The sequence below is a fragment of the Klebsiella sp. P1954 genome (genome assembly GCF_018199955.1).
GTDB classification, from domain to species: Bacteria; Pseudomonadota; Gammaproteobacteria; order Enterobacterales; family Enterobacteriaceae; genus Klebsiella; species Klebsiella pneumoniae.
Map to the genome: position 1 here is coordinate 691226 of NZ_CP073373.1, position 21898 is coordinate 713123.

Annotated in this window: 19 protein-coding genes and 1 pseudogene; 7 read left to right on the forward strand and 13 right to left on the reverse strand. The window is 58.2% G+C overall.

From position 1 onward, the window contains the following. Positions 1 to 7: 7 nt before the first annotated feature. Complete coding sequence (tyrR, locus tag KB890_RS03420; protein ID WP_002901979.1) at positions 8 to 1549, reverse strand: transcriptional regulator TyrR; 1542 nt, start codon at positions 1547 to 1549, stop codon at positions 8 to 10. A 172-nt stretch (positions 1550 to 1721) separates the two neighbouring features. Continuing rightward, positions 1722 to 3035 carry a 6-phospho-beta-glucosidase gene (locus tag KB890_RS03425; RefSeq protein WP_002901977.1) on the reverse strand — a complete coding sequence of 438 codons (1314 nt, stop codon included), beginning with the start codon at positions 3033 to 3035 and terminating at the stop codon, positions 1722 to 1724. Between the two features lie 143 nt (positions 3036 to 3178). Between KB890_RS03425 and KB890_RS03430 the strand changes: the two genes are divergently transcribed. Next, positions 3179 to 4048, forward strand: a complete 870-nt coding sequence (locus tag KB890_RS03430) for a LysR substrate-binding domain-containing protein (protein WP_223168852.1) — start codon at positions 3179 to 3181, stop codon at positions 4046 to 4048. An 89-nt stretch (positions 4049 to 4137) separates the two neighbouring features. On the opposite strand, the gene KB890_RS03435 is transcribed toward KB890_RS03430, so the two are convergent. The 6 genes from KB890_RS03435 to pspA form a co-directional block, all read right to left on the reverse strand. Further along, complete coding sequence (locus tag KB890_RS03435; RefSeq protein ID WP_020324878.1) at positions 4138 to 5199, reverse strand: YcjF family protein; 1062 nt, start codon at positions 5197 to 5199, stop codon at positions 4138 to 4140. After that, on the reverse strand, positions 5196 to 6593 hold the full coding sequence (locus tag KB890_RS03440; RefSeq protein ID WP_002901917.1) for a YcjX family GTP-binding protein: 1398 nt from the start codon (positions 6591 to 6593) through the stop codon (positions 5196 to 5198). The genes KB890_RS03435 and KB890_RS03440 overlap by 4 nt, the downstream gene beginning before the upstream one ends. A gap of 102 nt (positions 6594 to 6695) precedes the next feature. Continuing rightward, a complete protein-coding gene (gene pspD / locus KB890_RS03445) occupies positions 6696 to 6914 on the reverse strand; it encodes a phage shock protein PspD (protein ID WP_002901915.1) in 219 nt (72 codons plus the stop codon). 28 nt (positions 6915 to 6942) lie between these two features. Beyond that, positions 6943 to 7302, reverse strand: a complete 360-nt coding sequence (gene pspC / locus KB890_RS03450; RefSeq protein WP_002901913.1) for an envelope stress response membrane protein PspC — start codon at positions 7300 to 7302, stop codon at positions 6943 to 6945. Then, the gene (gene pspB, locus KB890_RS03455) at positions 7302 to 7526 is read right to left on the reverse strand and encodes an envelope stress response membrane protein PspB (RefSeq protein ID WP_002901911.1); all 225 of its coding nucleotides are present in this window, start codon (positions 7524 to 7526) and stop codon (positions 7302 to 7304) included. The genes pspC and pspB overlap by 1 nt, the downstream gene beginning before the upstream one ends. Before the next feature lie 55 nt (positions 7527 to 7581). Further along, a complete protein-coding gene (pspA, locus tag KB890_RS03460; protein WP_002901908.1) occupies positions 7582 to 8250 on the reverse strand; it encodes a phage shock protein PspA in 669 nt (222 codons plus the stop codon). A 152-nt stretch (positions 8251 to 8402) separates the two neighbouring features. On the opposite strand from pspA, the gene pspF reads away from it, so the two are divergent. Next, positions 8403 to 9392, forward strand: a complete 990-nt coding sequence (pspF, locus tag KB890_RS03465; RefSeq protein ID WP_004148137.1) for a phage shock protein operon transcriptional activator — start codon at positions 8403 to 8405, stop codon at positions 9390 to 9392. Here the strand turns inward: pspF and KB890_RS03470 are convergent. Together KB890_RS03470 and KB890_RS03475 are read right to left on the reverse strand one after the other, a co-directional pair. Further along, a complete protein-coding gene (locus KB890_RS03470) occupies positions 9383 to 10774 on the reverse strand; it encodes an MFS transporter (RefSeq protein WP_020324879.1) in 1392 nt (463 codons plus the stop codon). The two genes, pspF and KB890_RS03470, sit on opposite strands and share 10 nt — an antisense overlap. Before the next feature lie 25 nt (positions 10775 to 10799). Further along, on the reverse strand, positions 10800 to 11969 hold the full coding sequence (locus KB890_RS03475; protein ID WP_020324873.1) for a M20 aminoacylase family protein: 1170 nt from the start codon (positions 11967 to 11969) through the stop codon (positions 10800 to 10802). A 171-nt stretch (positions 11970 to 12140) separates the two neighbouring features. Here KB890_RS03475 and KB890_RS03480 point away from each other — a divergent pair, with 171 nt between their 5' ends. After that, on the forward strand, positions 12141 to 14450 hold the full coding sequence (locus KB890_RS03480; RefSeq protein ID WP_020324869.1) for a helix-turn-helix domain-containing protein: 2310 nt from the start codon (positions 12141 to 12143) through the stop codon (positions 14448 to 14450). Here KB890_RS03480 and KB890_RS03485 read toward each other — a convergent pair. Then, complete coding sequence (locus KB890_RS03485) at positions 14429 to 15259, reverse strand: helix-turn-helix transcriptional regulator (RefSeq protein WP_020324887.1); 831 nt, start codon at positions 15257 to 15259, stop codon at positions 14429 to 14431. The genes KB890_RS03480 and KB890_RS03485 overlap by 22 nt on opposite strands. A 107-nt stretch (positions 15260 to 15366) precedes the next feature. On the opposite strand from KB890_RS03485, the gene KB890_RS03490 reads away from it, so the two are divergent. From KB890_RS03490 to KB890_RS03505, 4 genes and pseudogenes are all read left to right on the forward strand, one after another. Next, positions 15367 to 16275 carry an SDR family oxidoreductase gene (locus KB890_RS03490; protein WP_020324885.1) on the forward strand — a complete coding sequence of 303 codons (909 nt, stop codon included), beginning with the start codon at positions 15367 to 15369 and terminating at the stop codon, positions 16273 to 16275. A gap of 333 nt (positions 16276 to 16608) precedes the next feature. Next, positions 16609 to 18252 carry an ABC transporter substrate-binding protein SapA gene (gene sapA / locus KB890_RS03495; protein WP_002901817.1) on the forward strand — a complete coding sequence of 548 codons (1644 nt, stop codon included), beginning with the start codon at positions 16609 to 16611 and terminating at the stop codon, positions 18250 to 18252. Next, positions 18249 to 19214: a putrescine export ABC transporter permease SapB gene (sapB, locus tag KB890_RS03500; RefSeq protein ID WP_002901816.1), complete on the forward strand. Its 966-nt coding sequence runs from the start codon at positions 18249 to 18251 to the stop codon at positions 19212 to 19214. The genes sapA and sapB overlap by 4 nt, the downstream gene beginning before the upstream one ends. Before the next feature lie 204 nt (positions 19215 to 19418). Next, positions 19419 to 19699 (forward strand): annotated as a pseudogene (locus tag KB890_RS03505) (SOS response-associated peptidase family protein); the annotation flags it as partial. 209 nt (positions 19700 to 19908) lie between these two features. On the opposite strand, the gene KB890_RS03510 reads toward KB890_RS03505, so the two are convergent. Both KB890_RS03510 and KB890_RS03515 read right to left on the reverse strand, forming a co-directional pair. After that, positions 19909 to 20577, reverse strand: a complete 669-nt coding sequence (locus KB890_RS03510) for a DUF3226 domain-containing protein (protein WP_022631459.1) — start codon at positions 20575 to 20577, stop codon at positions 19909 to 19911. After that, the gene (locus tag KB890_RS03515; RefSeq protein ID WP_071784519.1) at positions 20562 to 21668 is read right to left on the reverse strand and encodes an AAA family ATPase; all 1107 of its coding nucleotides are present in this window, start codon (positions 21666 to 21668) and stop codon (positions 20562 to 20564) included. The genes KB890_RS03510 and KB890_RS03515 overlap by 16 nt, the downstream gene beginning before the upstream one ends. Positions 21669 to 21898: the final 230 nt, after the last annotated feature.

Genomic DNA, 21898 nt, shown 5'->3' on the forward strand with positions numbered 1-21898 from the left:
GGCGGGATTATTCGTCGCCCTTTTTCTGACTCAGACCATATTCACGCAGTTTATTGGCGATGGCGGTATGCGACACCCCCAGCCGCTTCGCCAGCTTACGGGTGCTGGGGTAGCTGCGATAGAGCTGGGTCAGCACCGAGCGCTCAAAGCGGCGGGTGATGTCGTCCAGCGACCCTTCCATGGCCTCCTCGCCCACCGGCAGCGAGGCGACGTCATGGTCCGGCAGCAGAATGTCCTGTGGACGCAGCTCAAATCCTTCCAGCTGGGTCAGTGCGCGATAGACGGCATTCTTCAGCTGGCGGACGTTGCCGGGCCAGCTGTAGCGGGTAAGCACCGTACTGAGATCGGCAGAGAGCTTCGGCCGCGGGATCCCCTGCTCGTCGGCAAAGCGGGCCACGAACAGCTCCGTCAGCGGCATGATGTCCTGCGGGCAATCGCGCAGCGGCGGCAGATACAGCGTCAGGACGTTGAGGCGATAGTAGAGATCTTCGCGGAAAAGCCCTTTCTGCACCAGCTCGATCAGGTTTTTCTGCGTCGCGCAGATCACCCGCACATCGACGTGCACTTCATGATCCTCGCCAACGCGGCGGAAGGTGCCGTCGTTGAGAAAGCGCAGCAGCTTAGTCTGCATCCGCGGCGACATCTCACCAATTTCATCCAGCAGCACCGAGCCGCCGTTGGCCTGCTCGAAGAAGCCCTTCTTGCCCTGCAGCGCGTCGCCAAACAGCTCGCTCTCGACCGCGTCCTCGGGAATGGAGCCGCAGTTGAGCGCCAGATAGGGTTTGCCCGCCCGCGGACTGGCCAGATGGCAGGCATGGGCCAGCAGATCTTTACCGGTGCCGGTGTCGCCGACAATCAGCAGCGGCGCGCTGAGCATCGCCAGCTTGCGCGCTTGCTCCACCACGTGGCGCATTTTCGGCCCCACCGCGAGGATCTGACTGAAGGCGCTGGTATCCTGGCTGGTCATGGTCTGCAGCTGGCGTCCCATGCGCACGGTTGAGCGCAACATCGCCACGGCGCCGGTCAGCACTCGCTCGTTATGCTCGCCTTCCAGATAGACCGGAGTCACTTCCAGCAGGTAGTTCTGCCCATTCACCACCACATGCTCCGCATGCGTCTCCTGCGGGCTGCTCTCCAGCCAGCGCTGAACGTTAAAATCGGCGATCAGCTGGGCCACCGGGTGGTTACGCAGCTTCGCCTGGCTTTGGCCAAACAGCAGGCAGCTGGCGGGGTTCGCCAGTTCCACCCGACCTTTGGTATCCAGCGACAGCACCGGCTCCGGCATCGCTACCAGCAGCGCGCTGAGCGCCAGGTGTTCACGTTCAGACGGCATCCACGGCACGGTGCGCACGTCCGTCACGCCGGCGATACGGCGGATCTCAGCCATCAGGCTGCTGAACGTGGCGAATTCCAGTTCGGCGAAATTGAGGTAAATTCGGCCAATAGGGTCAATATCGATACCGCGCAGGTCAATACCACGCAGCACCAGCAAATCGAGCAATTCACGAGTCAGACCGAGACGGTCTTCACAAAAGACTTCAAGACGCATGGGAGTGTTCACCCTAAAAGTGCCAATGACGGGAGAATAATAGGCCAGGAATGGGTTTTCGGGAAGCTAACTGTCAACAATTATTGACAGTGTGGCGGAAAAATGGGCGCTGTGGCGTAAAGTCAGACGGTCAGTGGTTAAATCACCGGCCAGGCGGCCGGTGAGTCTTGGGTCAGGCGTGGAAAGCAGGCAGCCACTGACGGTTCTCAGCGATCACCTCATCCAACGCCAGTTCGAGCTTCTCGCCGCTGACGATCAGCGGATTCAGCATCAGAGCACGCCATGCGGTGTGGCGGTTGCCGGTGAGCGCGGCCTCGATAGTCAGCCGTTCAAATGATTTCATCAGCTGCAGCAAACGCAGGGTATCTTCCGGGAACGGCGCCACATTGAGAGGTAGCGGACCAGAAGCGGTAATCAGCGAGCTGACCTCTACCGCGCAGTCATCCGGCAGGCCATTGATGGCGCCGTTATTACGCGTATTGACGTGCATGATAATCCGCTTGTCGTTGTAGATGGCATTCATCAGCTCGCAGGCCGCCTCGGAATAGTACTGGCCGCCGCGCCCTTCCAGCGCCTTCGGTTTGACTGCCAGGTGCGGGTCGCGGTACTGGTCAAACAAGATTTTTTCCAGCTGCTTAACCACTTCCCCGCGGGTTCCTTCGCCGCCCGCCTCCGCCAGCTCCTGGCGCAGCAGATCGTCTTTCATGTAGTAATAACGCAGATAGGCGCAGGGGATCATGCCTAATCCCTGCAGCAGATGCGACGGCCAACGGAACGGCGGAATGTTGCGCGGCACCAGCGGATCCCGACCGGCGTTGATCTCGGCTATCACCTCCGGCAGCCATTCTTTACCTTTGTGCAGGATCTGGCGCACGAAGATAAAGTGGTTCAGGCCGGCGACCTGCATCACCACCTCTTTTTCGTCAGCGCATTGCAGCAGAGTGGTTATCCCTTTTTGCATAATCACCGGCACGTTACACAGGCCGACGGCTTTGATGCGGCTGTGGCGCAGGATCGCTTCGGTCACCATCCCCGACGGGTTGGTAAAGTTCAGCAGCCAGGCGTCGGGACACAGTCGCTCCATATCGGCAGCGATCTCCAGGGCGATGGGAATGGTGCGGCAGGCGTTGGCGAAGCCGCCGAGGCCATTGGTCTCCTGGCCGATCAAGCCATACTTGAGGGAGATACGTTCATCGCTGATCCGGGCGTCAAGGCAGCCGGCGCGAAACTGCGAGCAGACGAAATCGGCATCGCGCAGCGCGCTTTCCCGGTCAAGGGTGGCCACCACTTCAATAGTCAGCCCGGCTTTGGCGATCATTCGCCGCGCCAGTCCGGCGATAATCTCGACTTTCTCTTTGCCCTCTTCAATGTCCACCAGCCATAGCGAAGCGACCGGCATTTCGTGATAGCGGTTGAGCAAACCTTCAATCAGTTCCGGGGTGTAGCTGGAGCCACCGCCGATCACCACAATTTTGAGTCCTGACATGGTATACCTCGGTTTAGTTACGATATAACTATTTAAAACCGGCAAAACTGGCCTAACAAACGAATTAAATCGGCCTATGCATGAACTCAATTAATGCATAAGGGAGACAATCTGTGCTTGAGCAACAAAGCATCCTTGCGCTGCTGCAGACCTTTGAGGTGACCGCCCGCCACCTGAGCTTTACCCTTGCCGCGCATGAAATGAACCTTACCCAGGGAGCGGTCAGCCATCGGATCCGCAGGCTGGAGATGCACATCGGGTTTCGCCTGTTTATCCGCATGACGCGTAAACTGGCGCTGACAGAGGAAGGTAAGCGGCTGCTGGCGACGTTAAGCCATTCGCTGCGGGCGATTAACGATGAAATTGAGGATATTCGCGATCAGGATCTGCGCGGCACGCTGCATATTGGTATTGCGCCGACGCTGGCCCATCTGTGGCTGATGCCGCGTCTGCCGCGCTTTCAGGCGCAATGGCCGGGACTGAATCTGCGGTTTCGCGTGCGCGCCGGGGTGATGGATTTTAACGAGGAGCGGGTGGATCTGGCAATTTACTACGGCGCCACGCGCTACCCCGATCTTTATCAACAGCGGCTGATGGCGGAAAGTTTGCTCCCGGTCTGCTCCCCGCGTTATCGCCAGCAGTATCGTCCGCTAAGCGGCGGCGACCCGGCGGCGCTCGTCTGGATCCATGCGTGCGAATCCACCGACGTACAGGATCAATTTGCGGAATGGCGCCTGTGGTGCCAGCACAGCGGACAGGCGTTACCTTTTGAAGGCCGGTATTACGCGGTGAATAACCACTCGCTGGCCATCGAGATGGCGCTCAATGGACTCGGCGTGGTGATGGGGCGTAAAACGCTGATCCAGCCGCTGCTCGACGCCGGCAGGCTGGTGGCCTTGTCTGAAAATGAAGCGCCCTCACCCTTTGGCTATGACCTGATTTGTCCGCAGGAGAACCGTTCCCGCCCGCGCTTTCGCGCCTTCAGCGAGTGGCTGGCGGCGGAATGCGCCTAATCGAATATTGCCAGGGTGCGCGTGCCAGAGCTTGACTTCGAAGGCCGGGCAAGGCGAAGCCGCCGCCCGGCGATGTCTCTGAGCGGAGGTTACTTCTCCGGGCGGGTTTTGCTTTTCTGCAGGGTGTCTTTCAACTGCCCAATCAGCTCGCGACGAAAATCGCCGAGTCGCGGTTTATCATCGGCGATCCACGGCAGCGGGCGGCACAGCTCCATCGCCTTGATCCCGAGACGGGCGGTCAGCAGACCGGCGCCAATGCCCTGCGCGGCGCGCGCCGACAGCCGGGCCGCCAGATCCTGCGACATCCAGTCCATCCCCACCTCGCGCACCAGTTCGCTGGCGCCAGCGAAAGCGATATTGAGCAACACCAGGCGAAACAGTCGCAGACGGCTGTAATACCCGAGCTCAATGCCGTACAACGTGGCAATTCGGTTGATCAGCCGCAGGTTCCGCCAGGCGATAAACGCCATATCCACCAGCGCCAGCGGGCTGACGGCAATCATCAGCGTCGACTCCGCCGCCGAACGGCTGATTTCCCGCCGCGCCTGGGCATCGAGCACCGGCTGCACCAGCTGCGCATAAAGGCTCACCACTTCGCGATCGCTTTGCGTTTCGTGGATCGCGGCATACCAGCGCTGCAGCGCCGGATGCGACTGATCCAGCCCGGCCTGCTGCGCCAGCTTCTCACAAAACGCTTTCGCTTTACCGACCGCGTGACTGTGCAGCATATCGCGCGCTTCATCGCGTTCGTGGGCGCGCTGGCGCAGTCGCCACAGACGGCGCCACTCGGTGGCTACAGATCCGACGCCGGCTCCGACGATCAGCGCCCCGGCGACGCAGCCGCCCAGCGCAATCCAGTCCTGGGTCTGCCAGGCGTTAGCCGTCCATTGCACGCCTTGCGCCACGACGCTGACGCCGAAGATCGCCAGTCCGGCGCTGACCATCCGCCGCCACAGGCTGCGTTTGGGTCGCAGGACCGACTCCACCACCGCTTCCGCCGCCCCCTCTTCCTCTTCGCCGGTCACCAGCCGCGCTGGCGCGAAGTTGTCCGCCTCCAGGGTGTCGAAGGCGCGAGCGCCTTTCAGCGGCGGAATTTTCTCCGCTTGCAGCGGCCCATCAAAATCAATCCGCGGTTTTAACGGTTCGCTCATCGCAGTTTATCTCCAATCAAAAATTCCAGCGCCGCGTCGAGACGAATGTGCGGCAAAGGCCGATCGACATCCATGACCTGCGGACGAAAGTTTTCAAACTGAAATCCCTGCTGCTGCCAGAAGGCCTGGCCCGGCAGGCGCGCCGGCACCTCTCCGGGATAGATGGTCAACGGCTGGCCGTCGCTCAGGCGATTGCCGCGCAGGGCGGGAATTTTCTCGCCATTCACCTCAATCAGCCCGCTCTGGGTCGCCTGAATAGACGCCAGCCCCAGGCAATCCATACTGATCCCTTCAAAGGCGGCGTTCTGCCACGCGTCCTGAATCAGTTGCTGCAGGAGCGACACCATATTGCTGTGCTGATCGATCGTGACGTGATCGGCTTTGGTAGCGGCAAACAGCAGCTTGTCGATAACCGGCGAAAACAACCGGCGGAACAAGGTGCGCTGCCCGTAATGGAAACTTTGCATCAGCTGGGTCAGCGCCAGGCGCATATCGTTAAACGCCTGCGGCCCGCTGTTGAGCGGCTGCAGACAGTCCACCAGCACAATCTGCCGGTCGAAGCGCAGGAAGTGCTCTTTGTAGAACCCCTTCACCACCCTTTCGCAATAGTATTTGTAGCGTTCGCGCAGCATGCCGGCGTTGCTGTGTTTATCGGCCTGCGCCAGCTTGGCTTCGCCGACGGCGTCGACGTCGGGCCACGGGAAAAACTGCAGCGCCGGCGCGCCCGCCATTTCTCCGGGCAGGACAAAGCGCCCGGGTTGGATAAAGTGCAGCCCTTCACGCTTACAGGCGTGGAGATAGTCCGTCCAGGCGGCAGCGATATCCGCCAGCCGAGCCTCGTCGGCAGGGGCTAGCGGATCCAGCCCGGCGCACAGCTGCCGCCAGCGGGCCGACCACTCCGCACGCTGTCCCTGCAGGAGCCCGGTCATCTGTCGCGACCAGCTCAGATAATCCTGCGCCAGCATCGGCAGGTCGAGCAGCCACTCGCCCGGATAGTCGACAATCTCCAGATACAGCGTGGAGGTATCTTTAAAATGGCGCAGCAGGGAGTCATTCGAACGGTAGCGCAGCGCGAGACGGATCTCGCTCACCCCGCGCGTCGGGGTTGGCCACATGGGGGGCTGGCCGTACAGCTGGGCCAGCCCTTCGTCGTAGGTGAATCGGGGAATGCCAAAGTCCCGCTGCGGCACGCGCTTGACGCCGAGCAGCCGCTCTTCGCGTGCGGCGCTCAGCAGCGGCAGGCGGGCGCCGGTGTGGATATTCAACAGCTGGTTGACCAGCGCGGTGATAAACGCCGTTTTACCGCTCCGGCTCAGGCCGGTCACCGCCAGACGTAAATGCCGGTCAACCCCGCGGTTGACCAGCGCATTCAATTCAGTTTTCAGTCGCTTCATCGCCAGTCCGTTATGCCCTGAAGGTATGTCTCGTCATCATAAGCGATCTGCCGGGGATAAGCAGGACAACGTTAATCCTTTTGCGCCTTCCCCACGGCGGCATTATTTCATCCCGCGCGTGACGCGGTTGGCCAGCCGGCTGAGCAGCGGCTCCAGCGCCACCGCCAGCAGCATTTTCAGCGGCCGACGCGCGACCGATTTAACCGCCCAGCCGGCAACGCCCGCCGGGCCATAACGCAGCGCGGTCAGCAGCGCCAGCTTACCGACGATTTTCAGACCGGGCTTCACCTGCTGCCCGGCGCGTTGCCATTTGCTATTCATGCGTTGCCTCATTCGTTAGAAACAGGATTTACAGCTGGCGAAAGCGGCTGCGCAGCGTAAAGGTGTCGGAGGTCACGTACCGCTCCATTTCACGCAGACGCTGTTCACCGGAGGCCAGTTCGGCATCCACGGCGGCCAGCAGATCGCCATTGCTCGGCGCTTTATGACCGTACAGCTCGCTGTCCGGTATCGGATCCAGAGCAAAAGTCAAAATGATGTAGGCCACCAGGACAAAGAAAAAGAGGCCGAAAATCATCGCCAGCACGGTAATCAGACGCACCAGCTTCACCGGGACATCAAGATGCTGAGCAATACCCGCGCAGACGCCCTTCACCATCCCGCGCTGCGGGATACGCCACAGTTTTTTATTCAGATCCAGTCCGGCCATTATTTGTCCCTCCAGTTCGGATGTTCGGCATCCAGGATCGCTTCCAGCGCCTGAATGCGTTCGCGCATCCGCTTCGCGTCATCGGTCAACTGCAGCAGCCGTTGCTGCTCATTTTGCGTCAGACTGCCGTTGGCGCCGCGATTGTTGTAGTGCAGCCACAGCCAGACCGGCAGAACAAACAGCACAAACAGCGTCAGCGGAATGGCGAGAAAAAGCATGCTCATGTGTACTCCTTACAGGGGGTGAGCCGCGGCGCAACGCCGCGCCGCGCAATCATACTTACTGGTTGGACTGATTCATTTTGGCTTTCAACGCCGCCAGCTGCTCGCTGATTTCATCGTCCGCTTTCAGTTCGGCAAACTGCTGATCCAGCGTCTGCTGCTTGCCAAAGCGGTGGCTCTCCGCTTCCGCTTCCATCTGATCGATGCGACGCTCAAAGGATTCAAAGCGCGCCATCGCCTCATCCAGTTTACCGCTGTCCAGCTGGCGACGCACATCGCGGGACGAACTCGCCGCCTGATGGCGCAGCGCCAGCGCCTGCTGACGGGCGCGGGTTTCGCTGAGTTTGTTCTCCAGCTCGCCAATCTCTTTCTTCATGCGCGCCAGCGTTTCATCGACCAGCTGCACTTCATGATCCAGCTGAGCGATAAGGTCGGTCAGCTTTTGTTTTTCGATCAGCGCCGCCCGGGCCAGATCTTCTTTCTCTTTGCGCAGGGCCAGCTCGGCTTTTTCCTGCCATTCCGCCTGCTGGGCGACCGCCTGCTCAATACGACGGGACAGCTGTTTCTTTTCCGCCAGCGCGCGGGCCGATGTCGAACGCACCTCAACCAGCGTGTCTTCCATCTCCTGGATCATCAGACGCACCAGCTTTTGCGGGTCCTCCGCTTTCTCCAGCAGGGAGTTGATGTTGGCGTTCACGATGTCGGCAAAACGAGAAAAAATACCCATAATTTCAATCCTCATAGTTCTGGTTTCAGGCATTCACCTGTGGCTTAGCTAATACAAATGGCGTGCCAACTTTTTATCTTATTGATTTTAAACAGGGTGGTTGCGAAACGTGCTGGGCATTGCTACAGTCACCTGGTTAATTACACTACTTAATGGCGAAATTCATCATGGCGCAGTACAAGGATAATCTGCTGGGCGAGGCCAACAGCTTTCTCGAGGTGCTGGAACAGGTTTCCCGGCTGGCCCCGCTGGATAAACCGGTGCTGGTCATCGGCGAGCGCGGCACCGGGAAAGAGCTTATCGCTAACCGTCTCCACTACCTCTCCAGCCGCTGGCAGGGGCCGTTTATCTCGTTGAACTGCGCGGCGCTGAACGATAATCTGCTCGACTCGGAGCTGTTCGGCCACGAAGCCGGGGCTTTCACCGGGGCCAGCAAGCGCCATCCCGGGCGCTTCGAGCGCGCCGACGGCGGGACGCTGTTTCTTGATGAGCTGGCGACAGCCCCAATGCTGGTGCAGGAGAAGCTGTTAAGAGTGATTGAATATGGCGAGCTGGAGCGCGTGGGCGGCAGCCAGCCGCTGCAGGTTAACGTCCGGCTGGTGTGCGCCACCAACGCTGACCTGCCGCAGATGGTCGAGGAAGGTCATTTTCGCGCCGACCTGCTCGACCGCCTGGCCTTCGACGTGGTACAGCTCCCCCCGCTGCGCGACCGGCAGAGCGACATCATGCTGCTCGCCAACCAGTTTGCCATCCAGATGTGCCGCGAACTCGGTCTGCCGCTGTTTCCCGGCTTTAGCGAACGAGCGACCGCGACGCTGCTCGGCTACCGCTGGCCGGGGAATATTCGCGAACTGAAGAACGTGGTTGAGCGCTCGGTGTATCGCCACGGCGACAGCGAACATGAGCTGGACGCGATTATTATTAACCCTTTTCGTCAGTCCCCCGGCTCTCCGCCGGAAGCCGCGCCCGGCGATGAGCTGCCCGCGCTACCGCTGGATCTGCGCGATTTCCAGCTCCAGCAGGAAAAACGCCTGCTGCAGCGGAGTCTGGAGCAGGCGAAGTATCATCAGAAGCAGGCGGCGGAGCTGCTGGGATTAACCTATCACCAGCTCCGCGCGCTGCTGAAAAAGCATCAGCTGTGAGAGGCGCGCGGCAGCAGCAGCGCGCTCACCGCCATCGCCCCCAGACATAAGACGGCGTTAAACCACAGGGCATACTGGGCGGCATGGGCCATGCCCAGCGGTAAAAACAGCGCGAAAAGTGACGCTGTCACGGCGATACCCATCGCCCCGCCCAACGAGCTGCCCATCTTATAGATCCCCGAGGCGACGCCGATTTTGTTCTCCGGGGCATTGGCCACCGCGGTATCCGTCGATGGCGTGGCGTAGCAGCCCAGCCCGAGGCCAAACAGCACGTTGCTGGCGAACACCACCCCGATATACAGCGCCTTTTCGAGAAAGGTGCAGGATATCAGCGCGATGGCGATAGCGGTCAACACCGGACCGGCCATCATCGGCAGCCGGGCGCCATAGCGCTGCAGCAGCTTCTCGCCGACCCGGATCATCGCCAGGACGGTCACCAGATAGCCGAGGGTCATCATCCCGCTCTCCAGCGGCGTCAGGTGGTGCCCCTGCTGCAGCCAGATGCTGGCGATCATCATGGTGCCAATCGCTCCATTGAGCAGAAAGTTCGACAGCACTGCCGCACCGTAGGCCCGGTTACTAAACAGCGCAAAATCAATCAGCGCCGCCTCGCCTTTGCGCATGCCGTTGCGGATAAATATCGTCCCCGCCGCCAGCGCCCCGGCCAGCATGGTCAACGACAGCGGGCTGCTCCAGCCCCAGCCGTGGCCCTTGCTGATAAACAGATTCACCAGCACCAGCGCAACAATCAGGCTCAGCAGACCGCCGACGTCCAGCTTATGCTGGCTGGCGCTGGCGCTGCGGCTCTCCGGCGTGCCGCGCAGCAAAAACAGCGCCAGCAGGGCAACGGCGATCGAGAAGACGAAGATCCAGCGCCAGCCCAGACCGGTGGCGATAGCCCCGCCGACGAAGGAACAGAGACCGCTGCCGCCCCACGAGCCGATGACCCAGAAGCTGACCGCCCGCTGCCGCGCACGCCCCTCATACCAGGTCTTAATCAGCGCCAGCGTCGCCGGCATAATGCAGGCTGCCGACAGCCCCTGCAGCACCCGGCCGGCGAGGAACAGCCCCGGTCCCTGAGCGACCACCAGCATGGCGCTGCCGACGATACTCAGCCCCAGCCCGAGGGTGGTCATCCGCATCCGGCCAAACTTGTCCGCCAGGCCGCCGCTGGCGACCACGAAGCAGCCGCTGAACAGCGCGCTGAGACTGACGGCCAGGGTTAAGGTCTCAAGAGAGATATCAAGACTGCTTTTCATCGCCGGCACCACGTTAATCACCGACTGGGCGAACAGCCAGAAGGTTAAAACGCTTAACACAATCCCCACCAGCAGGCGATCGTTGCCGACAAACGGGGTGTCGCTTATTGTGACAGTGCTCATCGCATGGCCCTCCCGTTTCTCGTGATTAGCGCAGATAGCGTTCCGTCAGGCCGCACCACAGCGCCGCGCCGGTCAGCAACAGCGCGTCGTTGAAGTCATACCCCGGGTTATGCACCATGCAGCGATCCGGCTCATCGCCAGCGCCGATGGTGAAATAGCTGCCATGCGGGTGCTGCTCCAGCATGAAGGCAAAATCTTCACTGCCCATAAACGGCTTCACCTCGCCCACCTGCTCTGCGCCAAACAGCGCTGTCGCCACCTCCCGCACCATGGCGTTCGTCGCCGGATCGTTACGCAACACCGGACTGCCGTTGACGTGGGTCAGCGTGGCGGTGGCATTGAAGCTCTCCGTCTGGGCCACGGCGATATCATGGATCCGCTGCAGCACGGTCTCGCGCACCTGCTCATTGAGGGTGCGCACCGTGAGCTTCATCAGCACGTGATCGTTAATGATATTGGGCGCATGACCGGCCTGGATGCTGCCGACGGTCACCACCGCCGGTTCAAACGGGGTGATATTGCGCGAGACAATGGACTGTAGCGCGAGGGTAATATGGCAGGCCACCAGCGTGGCATCCACCGTATGCTCCGGCACCGCGCCGTGGCCGCCAACGCCCTTCACTTCAATATGCAGCGTATCGGAGGAGGCCATCATCGCCCCGTCGCGCAGGCCGATCTTGCCCAACGGCTGACCCGGCATATTGTGCAGGCCGAAGATGGCGTCGCTGGGGAACTGGTCAAACAGACCGTCCTCGACCATTACCCGCCCGCCGTACAGCAACTCTTCCGCGGGCTGGAAAATCAGCTGCAGCGTGCCGGTAAACTGGCGGGTGCGCGCCAGATATTCAGCGGCGTAGAGCAGCGTGGTGGTGTGCCCGTCATGGCCGCAGCCGTGAAAGCGCCCTTCAACCTGGCTTGCCCACGGCTTACCGCTCCGCTCCTGCATCGGCAGGGCATCCATATCCGCCCGCAGGCCAAGGCGTTTTTTCCCCTCGCCGACGCGCAGCGTGCCCACCACTCCGGTGCCCGCCAGGCCGCGGTGAACCTCGTATCCCCACTCGCCAAGCAGTCGGGCGACCTCGCTGCTGGTCTGGTGCTCTTCAAAGCCGATCTCCGGCTGCTGGTGGAACCGACGACGCAGAGCAATAAATTGCGCCTCGTTAACCTGCAATGCTTCTAGCAACGGATGTGTCATTTTTGTTATTCCTGTGTTGTGTTTGCACGACACTTTCGAGTTTATGCGGGTGCCTCAGCTTGCAGGCGCGCTTTTTTGTTTTATATTGACGAAAAATCAATGAGTGTTTTTCATACATATCGGTTATGACAAAAAACAACCGGTTGTTTTTTGTCTACAGAGGAGAGTCATGTGGAGCAGCATTCAGGCGACTTTAGCGTCACCGTACGCGATGTGCGTCAGCTGACCCAGCCGGAAAGCGATCTGCTGACGCTGCTGTGGGTACTGGAGGGAAGCGTAAATCTGGCGGTGGCGGAAGGTGCGTCGCAGCCGCTCGCCGCCGACGGGCTGGCGATCGTTAACCGCAACCGTCGCTGGAGCCTGCGCAGCGCCGGGGCCAACGCCGTGATGATCCTCACCCTCTCCGCCAGCTGGCTGGCCCGCCTCGATAATGCCTTTTTTGCCGTCGATTACCAGATAACGCCGCGCATCCGGGATGCCGATGACGGCCTGCGCCGCCTGATGCGCCAGCTGCTGGTGAGCGGCCTGGTCAATCATCCTGGCCATTACCGACTGGAGGCCAACCGCTGGCTGAGTGAGATAGCGCTGCTGCTGGCCACGCGCTTTAGCCAGCCCATCGCCTCCACGCCCCGGCGCGATACCGAAAAATGGAGCCGGAGAATAGCCAGCGTGGTGGCGCGGATCGACGCTAACTATCAGCGTCGCCTCTCGTTGCAGGAGGTGGCGGCCGCGGAATTTGTCTCCGAGGCCTGGCTGTCACGCTTATTTCGCAAAGAGGTCGGGGTAAGTTTTGTCCAGTACCTCACCGCGCTGCGCCTGCGCCACGCCGCCGACCAGCTATTAACCACCCGCAAAACCGTCCAGCAAATCGCCCGCGAACAGGGATTCGCCAGTACGCGAATGATGAGCGATTTGTTTAAGCGCCAGCACGGCGTGACGCCGCGCCAGTATCGTGAACAGCATCCTCTGGAGCTTGCCCGACCGCGCCCGCCGCAGGCCGATCGCTGGCAGCCGGTGGCGGCCGACCGGCTGTATGCGCGACTCAATGAGCCGGAACCACGCGACCGGGAAAGTCCCCCCCTGCCGATCAACCCACCGCAGACCCGGGAGATCAATCTGCGCGATCGTCCAGCGCGCCCCGCAGCGCTGCGCCATACCCGGATGGTGGTGACCGTGCGCGAACTGGACGATCTGCTGCGCGCAGATGTGCGCCGGGAACTCGAACAGCTGCACCACGCCCTGCCGGTGTATGCCATCGATATCAACGATCCCTTTCTCAGCAGTCGGCTGTTCGGCACCGGCTGGGACGATCCGCAGATGGCCGGCTACGCCTGCTGGTACAACCTGCAGCAGATTTTTAGCTGGCTGGCGGCGATGGGCTGGCAGGTGATCCTGCACACCGGCGTCACCACCCGCAGCGACCTGCTGCAGCGCTTCCTGCAGCTCGCCGCCAACCATTTTCCGCCAGCCACGCTCAACAGCTGGCGCTTTGTCTGGCACTGGTCGCCGCAGGCCAGCGAAGCTGCGCGCCAGGCCGCCTGGCGGCAGCAGCGCGGGGTTCTTCATCGCCTGCTGCCGCAGCCGCAGCTGGGGATCTGGCACCGCTTTGCTCCCAGCGATCCCGGGAACGATCCGCTGTTCCACTCGCCGCTGCTGGCAGAGGCGGATTTTCTCGCCTGCCAGGCAGATGCCAACGAACAGCTGGATCTGGCCCAGGCAGACAGCAGCCGCCTGGCCTCCAGCGAACATTACCCGCTGCACAAGCTGCGGCAGATCCACAGCGCCCTGCGCCAGCGTCAGCTCAACCTGCCGCTGTGGCTGCTCTCCTGGAATACGCTGACCGGCGATACGCGGGATACCAACGGCCGCTTTTTTCGCGGCGCGCTGCTGATGGATAATCTGCTGGGGGTGGCGGACCAGGTCTGGCTGGCGGGCTTCTGGTTAAATTCAGGCCTCCAGGGCGAAGCTCGCGCCAACGGCAAGCTCGATACCTCCAGCCTGGCGCTGCACTATCTGCACGGCCTGCCGCGCCCGGTTTACTGGGTACTCTGGCTCTGGCGGCGGCTGCGCGGCGAGATCCTGGTTCACGATAAAAACCTGCTGCTGCTCCACCACCAGGGTCACTACCAGCTGCTGCTGCGCAATACGGTGGTCTACAATCCCTGGCTCTCCAGCGAAGCGGCCTTTATCCAGCGCTTCAGCCAGCCCTACAGCGTGCGGCTGCAGGGCCTGGATGGCAGCTGGCGCATCAAACAGCACCTGTTCGATCAGCACCACGGCGCGTTGTTCCCGCTGGTGGACGCCTTTCGCAGCCGCAGCGGCCCTGACGCCGAGGATTATCAGTGGCTGATGCATCAGGCCCGTCCGGCGCTCAGCGTGGATGAAGCCAGGCTCGATGGCTATTGGCTGCGGATCGACTCGCTGCAGAGCAATGCGCTGGCGCTGTACGAGTTTACGCCTCAGTCGCCCACAGGCCCCTGAAGTAAACCGTGAATTTTCCGCTGGCTCTCCGTCGTTGCCGGATTAAAGACCAGCAGGGAAAGATCGGGACGGCCTTCCACGGCAAAGGAGGTAAATTCCAGGTCGAGCGGCCCCATCTGCGGGTGGTTAATGCGCTTATAGCCCTCGCCGTGGCCGGCGACGTCATGGCTTTGCCAGAAACGGGCGAACTCGACGCTCTGCTGGCTGAGCTCCGCGATCAACTGGTCAGTTTCTTTCGTGGCGCCCATCCGCGTGACGTCGGCGCGGAAGGCGTTGACGATAAGCTGCCCCACCCTCTGCCAGTCCTCCAGAATGCAGCGGGCCTCCGGCCGGGTAAACAGGCGGCGCAGCACGTTGCGCTCAGCCAGCGGCAGTTGGCTGTAGTCGGTCAGCACCCTGGCCGCCGGCGCGTTCCAGGCGATGACGTCCCAGCTGGCGGTGCGGATAATCGCCGGAATGGTGAAAGCGTCAAGCACCCGCTGCAGCCGCGGCGTCATATCATCCGTCACCGTCAGACGCGTCTGCGGCGGATGGCCAAAGGCGAGAATAAACAGATGCTCGCGCTCCGGGGTGGTCAGCCGCAGACCGCGGGCGATCCGCTCCAGCACCTCGCGGGAAGGCGCCCCACCGCGCCCCTGTTCAAGCCAGGTATACCAGGTCGGGCTGATGCTGGCGAGCTGCGCGACCTCTTCGCGGCGCAGCCCCGGGGTGCGCCGGCGTCCCGCCGGGAAGCCAAACGTTGCCGGATCGAGACGCTGGCGGCGGGCGCGGAGAAAATCGCCTAAAGCATGGTTGTCAGAAGTGTTCATCATCTGCCTGTGGGTTCTGCCTGTTAGAATTTATACCCCGATAATGTCTCTACTTTTATAGTATGACATCGCAGGTAGGATACGCCTGAAACCCATTCAGGAGATCCATGATGCGTATATTTCTTACCGGCGCGAGCGGATTTATCGGCTCACGTATTCTTCCGGCGCTGCAGGCGTCGGGCCATCAGGTTATCGGCCTCGCGCGCAGCGAAAGCACCGCACAGGCCCTGAAGGCGGCCGGCGCCGAGGTGCATCGCGGCACGCTGGATGCCCCGGAGTCGCTGCTGGCTGGCGTCGGGAACGCCGACGCGGTGATCCATACCGCCTTCGACCACGACTTCAGCCGCTTTGCCGCTAACTGCGAGAAAGACCGCCAGGCGATCCTGGCCCTGGGCCAGGCGCTGCGAGGCAGCACGCGGCCGCTGGTGATCACCTCCGGCACGCTGATGGGCGACGACGGGAGCGGCGCCCCGGCCCGGGAGTCGTTCTTCAACTCAGCGCACCCCAGCCCGCGCACCGCCTCAGAGCTCGCCGGCCAGCAGTTGCTGGAGGCGGGAGTGGATGTCAGGGTGGTCCGCTTACCGCAGGTGCATGACACCGTGCGTCAGGGACTGCTGACCTGCTATATCGAACGCGCGGTCGCCAACGGGGCGGTAGCCCTGCGCGGCGAGGGAAGCAACCGCTGGTCAGCCGCCCATGTCGATGACGTCGCACGTCTGTATGTCAGCGCGCTGCTTCAGGGCGCGGCCGGCGAGCGCTATCATGCGGTGGCCGAAGAGGGGATCGCATTACGCGATATTGCCGCGGTAATTGCCCACGGATTAAACCTGCCGCTGACCCACCTGGATGAGTCGCAGGTCGACGCCTGGTTCGGCTGGTTTGCGCCGTTTACCGCCCTTGACCTGCGCGCCAGCTCGGCATGGACCCGCGAGCGCTTGCAGTGGCATCCGGTTGGCCCCGGGCTGCTGGAGGACCTGCAGAACATGGACTATCATAAAGTGACACTGTCACAATAATCGAAACACGCTCCCCCTGTATCACACCCGACGGGTACGGCTAGTCGCCCGTCGGGTCATCGGCTTTCTCCCCGCTATACTGAATCTATTCTCTAGCGTCCGCACGCCGTCGCCGTTTGGTCAACCGCGGCCAAACAGAGCTGACTGGCGATATCGGCGATAAAAAGTTACCATGTTTCACTATACAGACTCGGTTCCGCGACTATTTTAATCAATTGACTGAATACGATACGCACCCGGTAACCGCATTATCCCTCAGGCTTGTTGAAGGCGGTGGTGAATGTCTATTAATCTTAATAAGATAGAGTTCAGCTCTATAATCAAACAGAAAATATGCGCCTGAAATTGTCATCTCTCCTGGCAGCCGTTTCCCTGCTGTGTGGGCCAGCTTTTGCCGCCCCTGCGCTCCCCGACCGCGCCGATATCCGCGATAGCGGTTTCGTCTATTGCGTCAGCGGCCAGGTTAATACCTTTAACCCGCAGAAAGTCAGCAGCGGCCTGATTGTCGATACGCTGGCCGCTCAGATCTACGATCGTCTGCTTGACGTCGATCCCTATACCTACCGGCTGGTCCCCGAGCTGGCGGAGAGCTGGGAAGTTCTCGATAACGGCGCCACCTACCGCTTTCACCTGCGCCGCCACGTCCCGTTTCAACGCACGGCGTGGTTTACCCCGACGCGGGACTTTAATGCCGATGACGTCATTTTTACCTTTGGCCGTATTTTTAACCGCGACCATCCGTGGCACAACGTCAACGGCAGCAGCTTCCCCTACTTCGACAGTCTGCAGTTTGCTGACAGCGTGGAGAGCGTCCGCAAGCTGGATAATCAGACCGTGGAGTTTCGCCTCAAGCGGCCGGACGCCTCGTTCCTCTGGCATCTGGCCACCCACTATGCGTCAATTACCTCTGCCGAATATGCCGCCCGCTTAACGCAGGACGACCGCCAGGAGCAACTGGATCGCCAGCCGGTTGGCACCGGCCCGTTCCAGCTATCCGATTACCGCTCCGGACAATATGTTCGCCTGCAGCGCCACCCCGGCTACTGGCGCGGCAAACCGTTGATGCCCCAGGTGGTGGTCGACCTTGGCTCCGGCGGCACCGGCCGCCTGTCGAAACTGCTGACCGGAGAATGCGACGTGCTGGCCTGGCCAGCCGCCAGCCAGTTGACGATCCTGCGTGACGACCCGCGCCTGCGCCTGACGCTGCGCCCGGGAATGAACATCGCCTGGCTGGCCTTCAACACCGCCAAGCCGCCGCTGGATAATCCTGAGGTGCGCCATGCCCTGGCGCTGGCGATTAACAACCAGCGCCTGATGCAGTCCATCTACTATGGCACCGCGGAGACGGCGGCGTCCATGCTGCCGCGGGCCTCGTGGGCCTACGATAATGACGCTAAAATTACCGAATATAATCCGCAGGAGGCCCGCGCCCGCCTGAAAGCCCTGGGGCTGGAAAACCTGACCCTCAAGCTGTGGGTGCCCACCAGCTCGCAGGCGTGGAATCCCAGCCCGCTGAAAACGGCGGAGCTTATCCAGGCGGATATGGCGCAGATTGGCGTTAAGGTGATTATTGTGCCGGTAGAGGGACGTTTCCAGGAGGCGCGCCTGATGGATATGAGCCACGACCTGACGCTCTCCGGCTGGGCGACGGACAGTAACGATCCGGACAGTTTCTTCCGACCGCTGCTGAGCTGCGCGGCCATCGCCTCGCAAACCAACTTTGCCCACTGGTGTAACCGGGAGTTTGACGACGTGCTGCAAAAAGCGCTGCTCTCGCAGCAGCTCTCCTCGCGGATGGACGCTTACAAAGAGGCGCAGCGGATCCTCGCCCGCGAACTGCCGGTCCTGCCGCTGGCCTCGTCGCTGCGGCTGCAGGCCTACCGCTATGATATGAAAGGCCTGGTGCTCAGCCCTTTCGGTAACGCTTCGTTCGCTGGCGTATCGCGGGAAAATACCGAAGAGGTGAAAAAGCCATGATTATTTTTACCCTGCGCCGTCTGCTGCTGCTGCTGATCACCCTCTTTTTTCTGACCTTTGTCGGTTTCAGCCTGAGCTATTTCACCCCTCATGCCCCACTGCAGGGCGCTTCCCTGTGGAATGCGTGGCTGTTCTGGTTTGAAGGGGTGCTGCACTGGGATTTCGGCGTATCCAGCATTAACGGCCAGCTGATTTCTGAGCAGTTGCGCGAGGTTTTCCCGGCGACCATGGAGCTGTGCATCCTCGCCTTCGGCTTTGCCCTGCTGATAGGCATTCCGGTGGGGATGATCGCCGGCGTAATGCGCAATAAATGGCCCGATACCCTGATCAGCGCCGTCGCGCTGGTCGGTTTCTCGATCCCGGTCTTCTGGCTGGCGCTGCTCCTGACCCTCTTCTTTTCCCTGACCCTCGGCTGGCTTCCGGTCTCCGGTCGCTTCGATCTGCTGTATGAGGTGAAAAATGTCACCGGTTTCGCGCTGATCGACGCCTGGCTTTCGGACTCGCCGTGGCGCCATGAGATGATCGTCAGCGCCGCCCGGCATATGGTGCTGCCGGTATTGACCCTGGCGGTCGCCCCCACCACCGAAGTGATCCGCCTGATGCGCATTAGCACCAGCGAGGTGTATGACACTAACTATGTAAAAGCGGCCGCCACCCGCGGCGTGTCGCGACGCAAAATTCTACTGCGCCATGTGCTGCACAACGCCCTGCCGCCGGTGATCCCGCGTCTCGGCCTGCAGTTTTCCACCATGCTCACCCTGGCGATGATCACTGAGATGGTGTTCAGCTGGCCTGGACTGGGCCGCTGGCTGATTAACGCCATTCGCCAGCAGGACTACGCGGCGATCTCCGCCGGAGTGATGGTGATTGGCGCGCTGGTGATTATTGTCAACGTGATTTCCGATATTCTCGGTGCCATGGCTAACCCACTGAAACATAAGGAATGGTATGCCCTACGATAGCACCTACAAAATAAATATTTTTGTCAATTAAAAACAATGAGTTAAATTTTTTAATTGTGCAATTTTCCTGATTTTAATACACAATTTTGTACACATTGTTTTTGACGTCATCTCCGACAGTCATCAGTTAGATGGCTGTCGGAGTTCCCTTCCTACGTTCCCCCCACACCTTCTATACTTTCAGTCTGAAGACTGGAGGTAACCATGTGCGGACGATTTGCCCAATCACAGATACGTGAAGAATACCTAGCTTATCTTGCCGAAGAAGCTGAGCGGGATATCGCCTATGATCCAGAACCAATCGGCCGGTACAACGTGGCCCAGGGACTAAAGTTTTGCTCCTGAGCGAACGCGACGAACAGTTGCACCTCGATCCGGTTCACTGGGGTTACGCACCCGGGTGGTGGGATAAACCACCGCTGATTAATGCCCGGGTGGAGACCGCAGCCACCAGCAGGATGTTTAAACCGCTTTGGCAGCATGGTTGAGCGATATAGGAGTATCGGATAAACAATAAGAAACAGGCTCATGCAAAAAAATAAAGATTATCACCGGCGAGTAAAAATTGATGTCTCAAGATTTATTAGTATTTTATGTTAGGCCTCCACTAACTTTTTGGAGCTTATCTTTAGATACAATGGTAGCCACCATAGAGTTTAGGGTAGTTTTTTAACTACCCTGTTTTATACAAAAATCACATAGACCTAATAAAATCAATTATTTCTTTAAATGAGTCATGTGTAAAATCCACGTAATTCCTCTGCGCTGACAATCCCATCCTGGTATCTGATTCCTTCATGCTAGAAAAATAAATTTGCAACTTAGCTTTTGACTCTTTCCTTGGATAACAAAACTTTGACCCGTTGTTAACGGGACTTGTCATCCCTTTTAGCACATCAAGATAATTATTAACTTCTTTAAATATTTCATTGCCGTCAAGGGAAGATAAAACCAAGTCTTCCAACTCGCCATTCTTTTTAAGACCAGGCATTATGTAAAACCCGATATTAATATCCTTTTCACTTTTCATTACCCCATGCTCAAGATTAATAACATTAAATATTCTTTTTAGTGCATCCTTGATTTCTTCAGCAACGAAGTCATAGTTGTTATCAGCATCACGAATTACAGCAACAGATATTGCATTCTCATTAAAACTCTCTGTTTTTGACATCATTGATATAAAGTCGCTCATCCTTGACTTTCCCTTATAGTCGATTACTTGATAGTCATCTCCCATCTCCATTTTTTTTAATAAGGCATAAAAAAAATTAACTTCATCCATCCCTTCAACAAAAATCACTTTCTCCTTTGTGATAACAACTTCATCTAATTTTTTCTCCTCCATCAGCGGATCTCCCATTTCCCTTCAGAAGAAATCTGAACCTCTGAAAGCGTGAATGAGTTTACCAGTGATTTTTTCTTCTTTTCAGAGTATCCAATTCTTGTAAATGAAATATCTGACTCACTCACTGAACCACTAGAGAAAAGTTTAGCTATGCTGTTAACTACATCAGAACTATGTGTCGTCACAAATATTTGATTATTATTTCTATGAGATTGAGAAACAAGGGTTTTTAATATTGACGGCATGAGGGAATAGTGTATACCATTTTCTATCTCATCAATAAGTATTATTCCATTTTTAGTACTATAAGACACAACCAAAATTGTTAGTAGTTTCCCTACACCTTCCCCCATTGAAGAAAGTCCTACTAACTTATCCCCTCCGGTATCAAAGAGTATCTCAGGCACTTGATTTAAAACCCCAAGTTCAATATTTAATATCTTATCATTTATTTCCTTCATACTTTCTATTATTGATTTTGTATCTTTGTTTTTTATTAAGTTGCCAAGTACAGATATAGTATTTGTATTATTTATTGTACTTGATGTTGTTATAAATGTTGTTGCTGTTGCATCAATGCCACTTCCGTGCTTAACCAAATTAGAGGTGAGTTGATTTCCACTTATTTGTTGTGTAACTTCCATTTTCATCGATAAACTTTCTGGTTGACTTCTATCATACTTTCTAATTTTCAGAACATCCCCTCTATATGATGATCTTGGTGATATCTGGTTTCTCTCAATAACATTACTTGAAACAGTACCTATATTCGATGTATCAGACTTGATATTCTCAATAGATACTCTTGTTTCTTGTTTCATGCTATTTTCAAGTTCCATCTTAATAGATATTTCGTTTTTTCTATCAAAATCCCTGAAATAAGATAGCCATAGCTCATTATTAGTTAAGTCTGGAGAACCACCTCTAAAAGCAATAGGTTTTATCAAGCAATCCGGAGAAGCAATATCATTGGTTATAAATATAGAATCAAGTATCGAGGTTTTCCCCTTGCCATTTTTACCTGCAATTACATTTACTCTCTTCAAGCTAGACAACTTCAAGCTTTCTATGATCTTAAAATTTGATATTTCTATATTTTTTATCATTAACATCCCCTTTGCATATATAACTGTTTTATAAAAAATAAAAAAGTCTATTCTGCTATATTCAACACGAAACAACCACCATATCAAGCTTTTTTTTCAGCGACGATTATTAGTGACCTGTTCCCAGTTGATTGACGCACGGTATTGTTAGCAAGATTCATTGTGACTCAACTACGAACTTCTGCTCCTCGCTCTAAGTGGACTCTTGTAGCAATACCACCACTTAATGT

What these genes read in the sequence shown, in the direction of transcription:
- tyrR (WP_002901979.1), bottom strand. Translation starts at nt 1,549, where the DNA reads ATGCGTCTTGAAGTCTTTTGTGAAGACCGTCTCGGTCTGACTCGTGAA.
- KB890_RS03425 (WP_002901977.1), bottom strand. Translation starts at nt 3,035, where the DNA reads ATGTCAGGACTCAAAATTGTGGTGATCGGCGGTGGCTCCAGCTACACC.
- KB890_RS03435 (WP_020324878.1), bottom strand. Translation starts at nt 5,199, where the DNA reads ATGAGCGAACCGTTAAAACCGCGGATTGATTTTGATGGGCCGCTGCAA.
- KB890_RS03440 (WP_002901917.1), bottom strand. Translation starts at nt 6,593, where the DNA reads ATGAAGCGACTGAAAACTGAATTGAATGCGCTGGTCAACCGCGGGGTT.
- pspD (WP_002901915.1), bottom strand. Translation starts at nt 6,914, where the DNA reads ATGAATAGCAAATGGCAACGCGCCGGGCAGCAGGTGAAGCCCGGTCTG.
- pspC (WP_002901913.1), bottom strand. Translation starts at nt 7,302, where the DNA reads ATGGCCGGACTGGATCTGAATAAAAAACTGTGGCGTATCCCGCAGCGC.
- pspB (WP_002901911.1), bottom strand. Translation starts at nt 7,526, where the DNA reads ATGAGCATGCTTTTTCTCGCCATTCCGCTGACGCTGTTTGTGCTGTTT.
- pspA (WP_002901908.1), bottom strand. Translation starts at nt 8,250, where the DNA reads ATGGGTATTTTTTCTCGTTTTGCCGACATCGTGAACGCCAACATCAAC.
- pspF (WP_004148137.1), top strand. Translation starts at nt 8,403, where the DNA reads ATGGCGAAATTCATCATGGCGCAGTACAAGGATAATCTGCTGGGCGAG.
- KB890_RS03470 (WP_020324879.1), bottom strand. Translation starts at nt 10,774, where the DNA reads ATGAGCACTGTCACAATAAGCGACACCCCGTTTGTCGGCAACGATCGC.
- KB890_RS03475 (WP_020324873.1), bottom strand. Translation starts at nt 11,969, where the DNA reads ATGACACATCCGTTGCTAGAAGCATTGCAGGTTAACGAGGCGCAATTT.
- KB890_RS03485 (WP_020324887.1), bottom strand. Translation starts at nt 15,259, where the DNA reads ATGAACACTTCTGACAACCATGCTTTAGGCGATTTTCTCCGCGCCCGC.
- KB890_RS03490 (WP_020324885.1), top strand. Translation starts at nt 15,367, where the DNA reads ATGATGCGTATATTTCTTACCGGCGCGAGCGGATTTATCGGCTCACGT.
- sapA (WP_002901817.1), top strand. Translation starts at nt 16,609, where the DNA reads ATGCGCCTGAAATTGTCATCTCTCCTGGCAGCCGTTTCCCTGCTGTGT.
- sapB (WP_002901816.1), top strand. Translation starts at nt 18,249, where the DNA reads ATGATTATTTTTACCCTGCGCCGTCTGCTGCTGCTGCTGATCACCCTC.
- KB890_RS03510 (WP_022631459.1), bottom strand. Translation starts at nt 20,577, where the DNA reads ATGGGAGATCCGCTGATGGAGGAGAAAAAATTAGATGAAGTTGTTATC.
- KB890_RS03515 (WP_071784519.1), bottom strand. Translation starts at nt 21,668, where the DNA reads ATGATAAAAAATATAGAAATATCAAATTTTAAGATCATAGAAAGCTTG.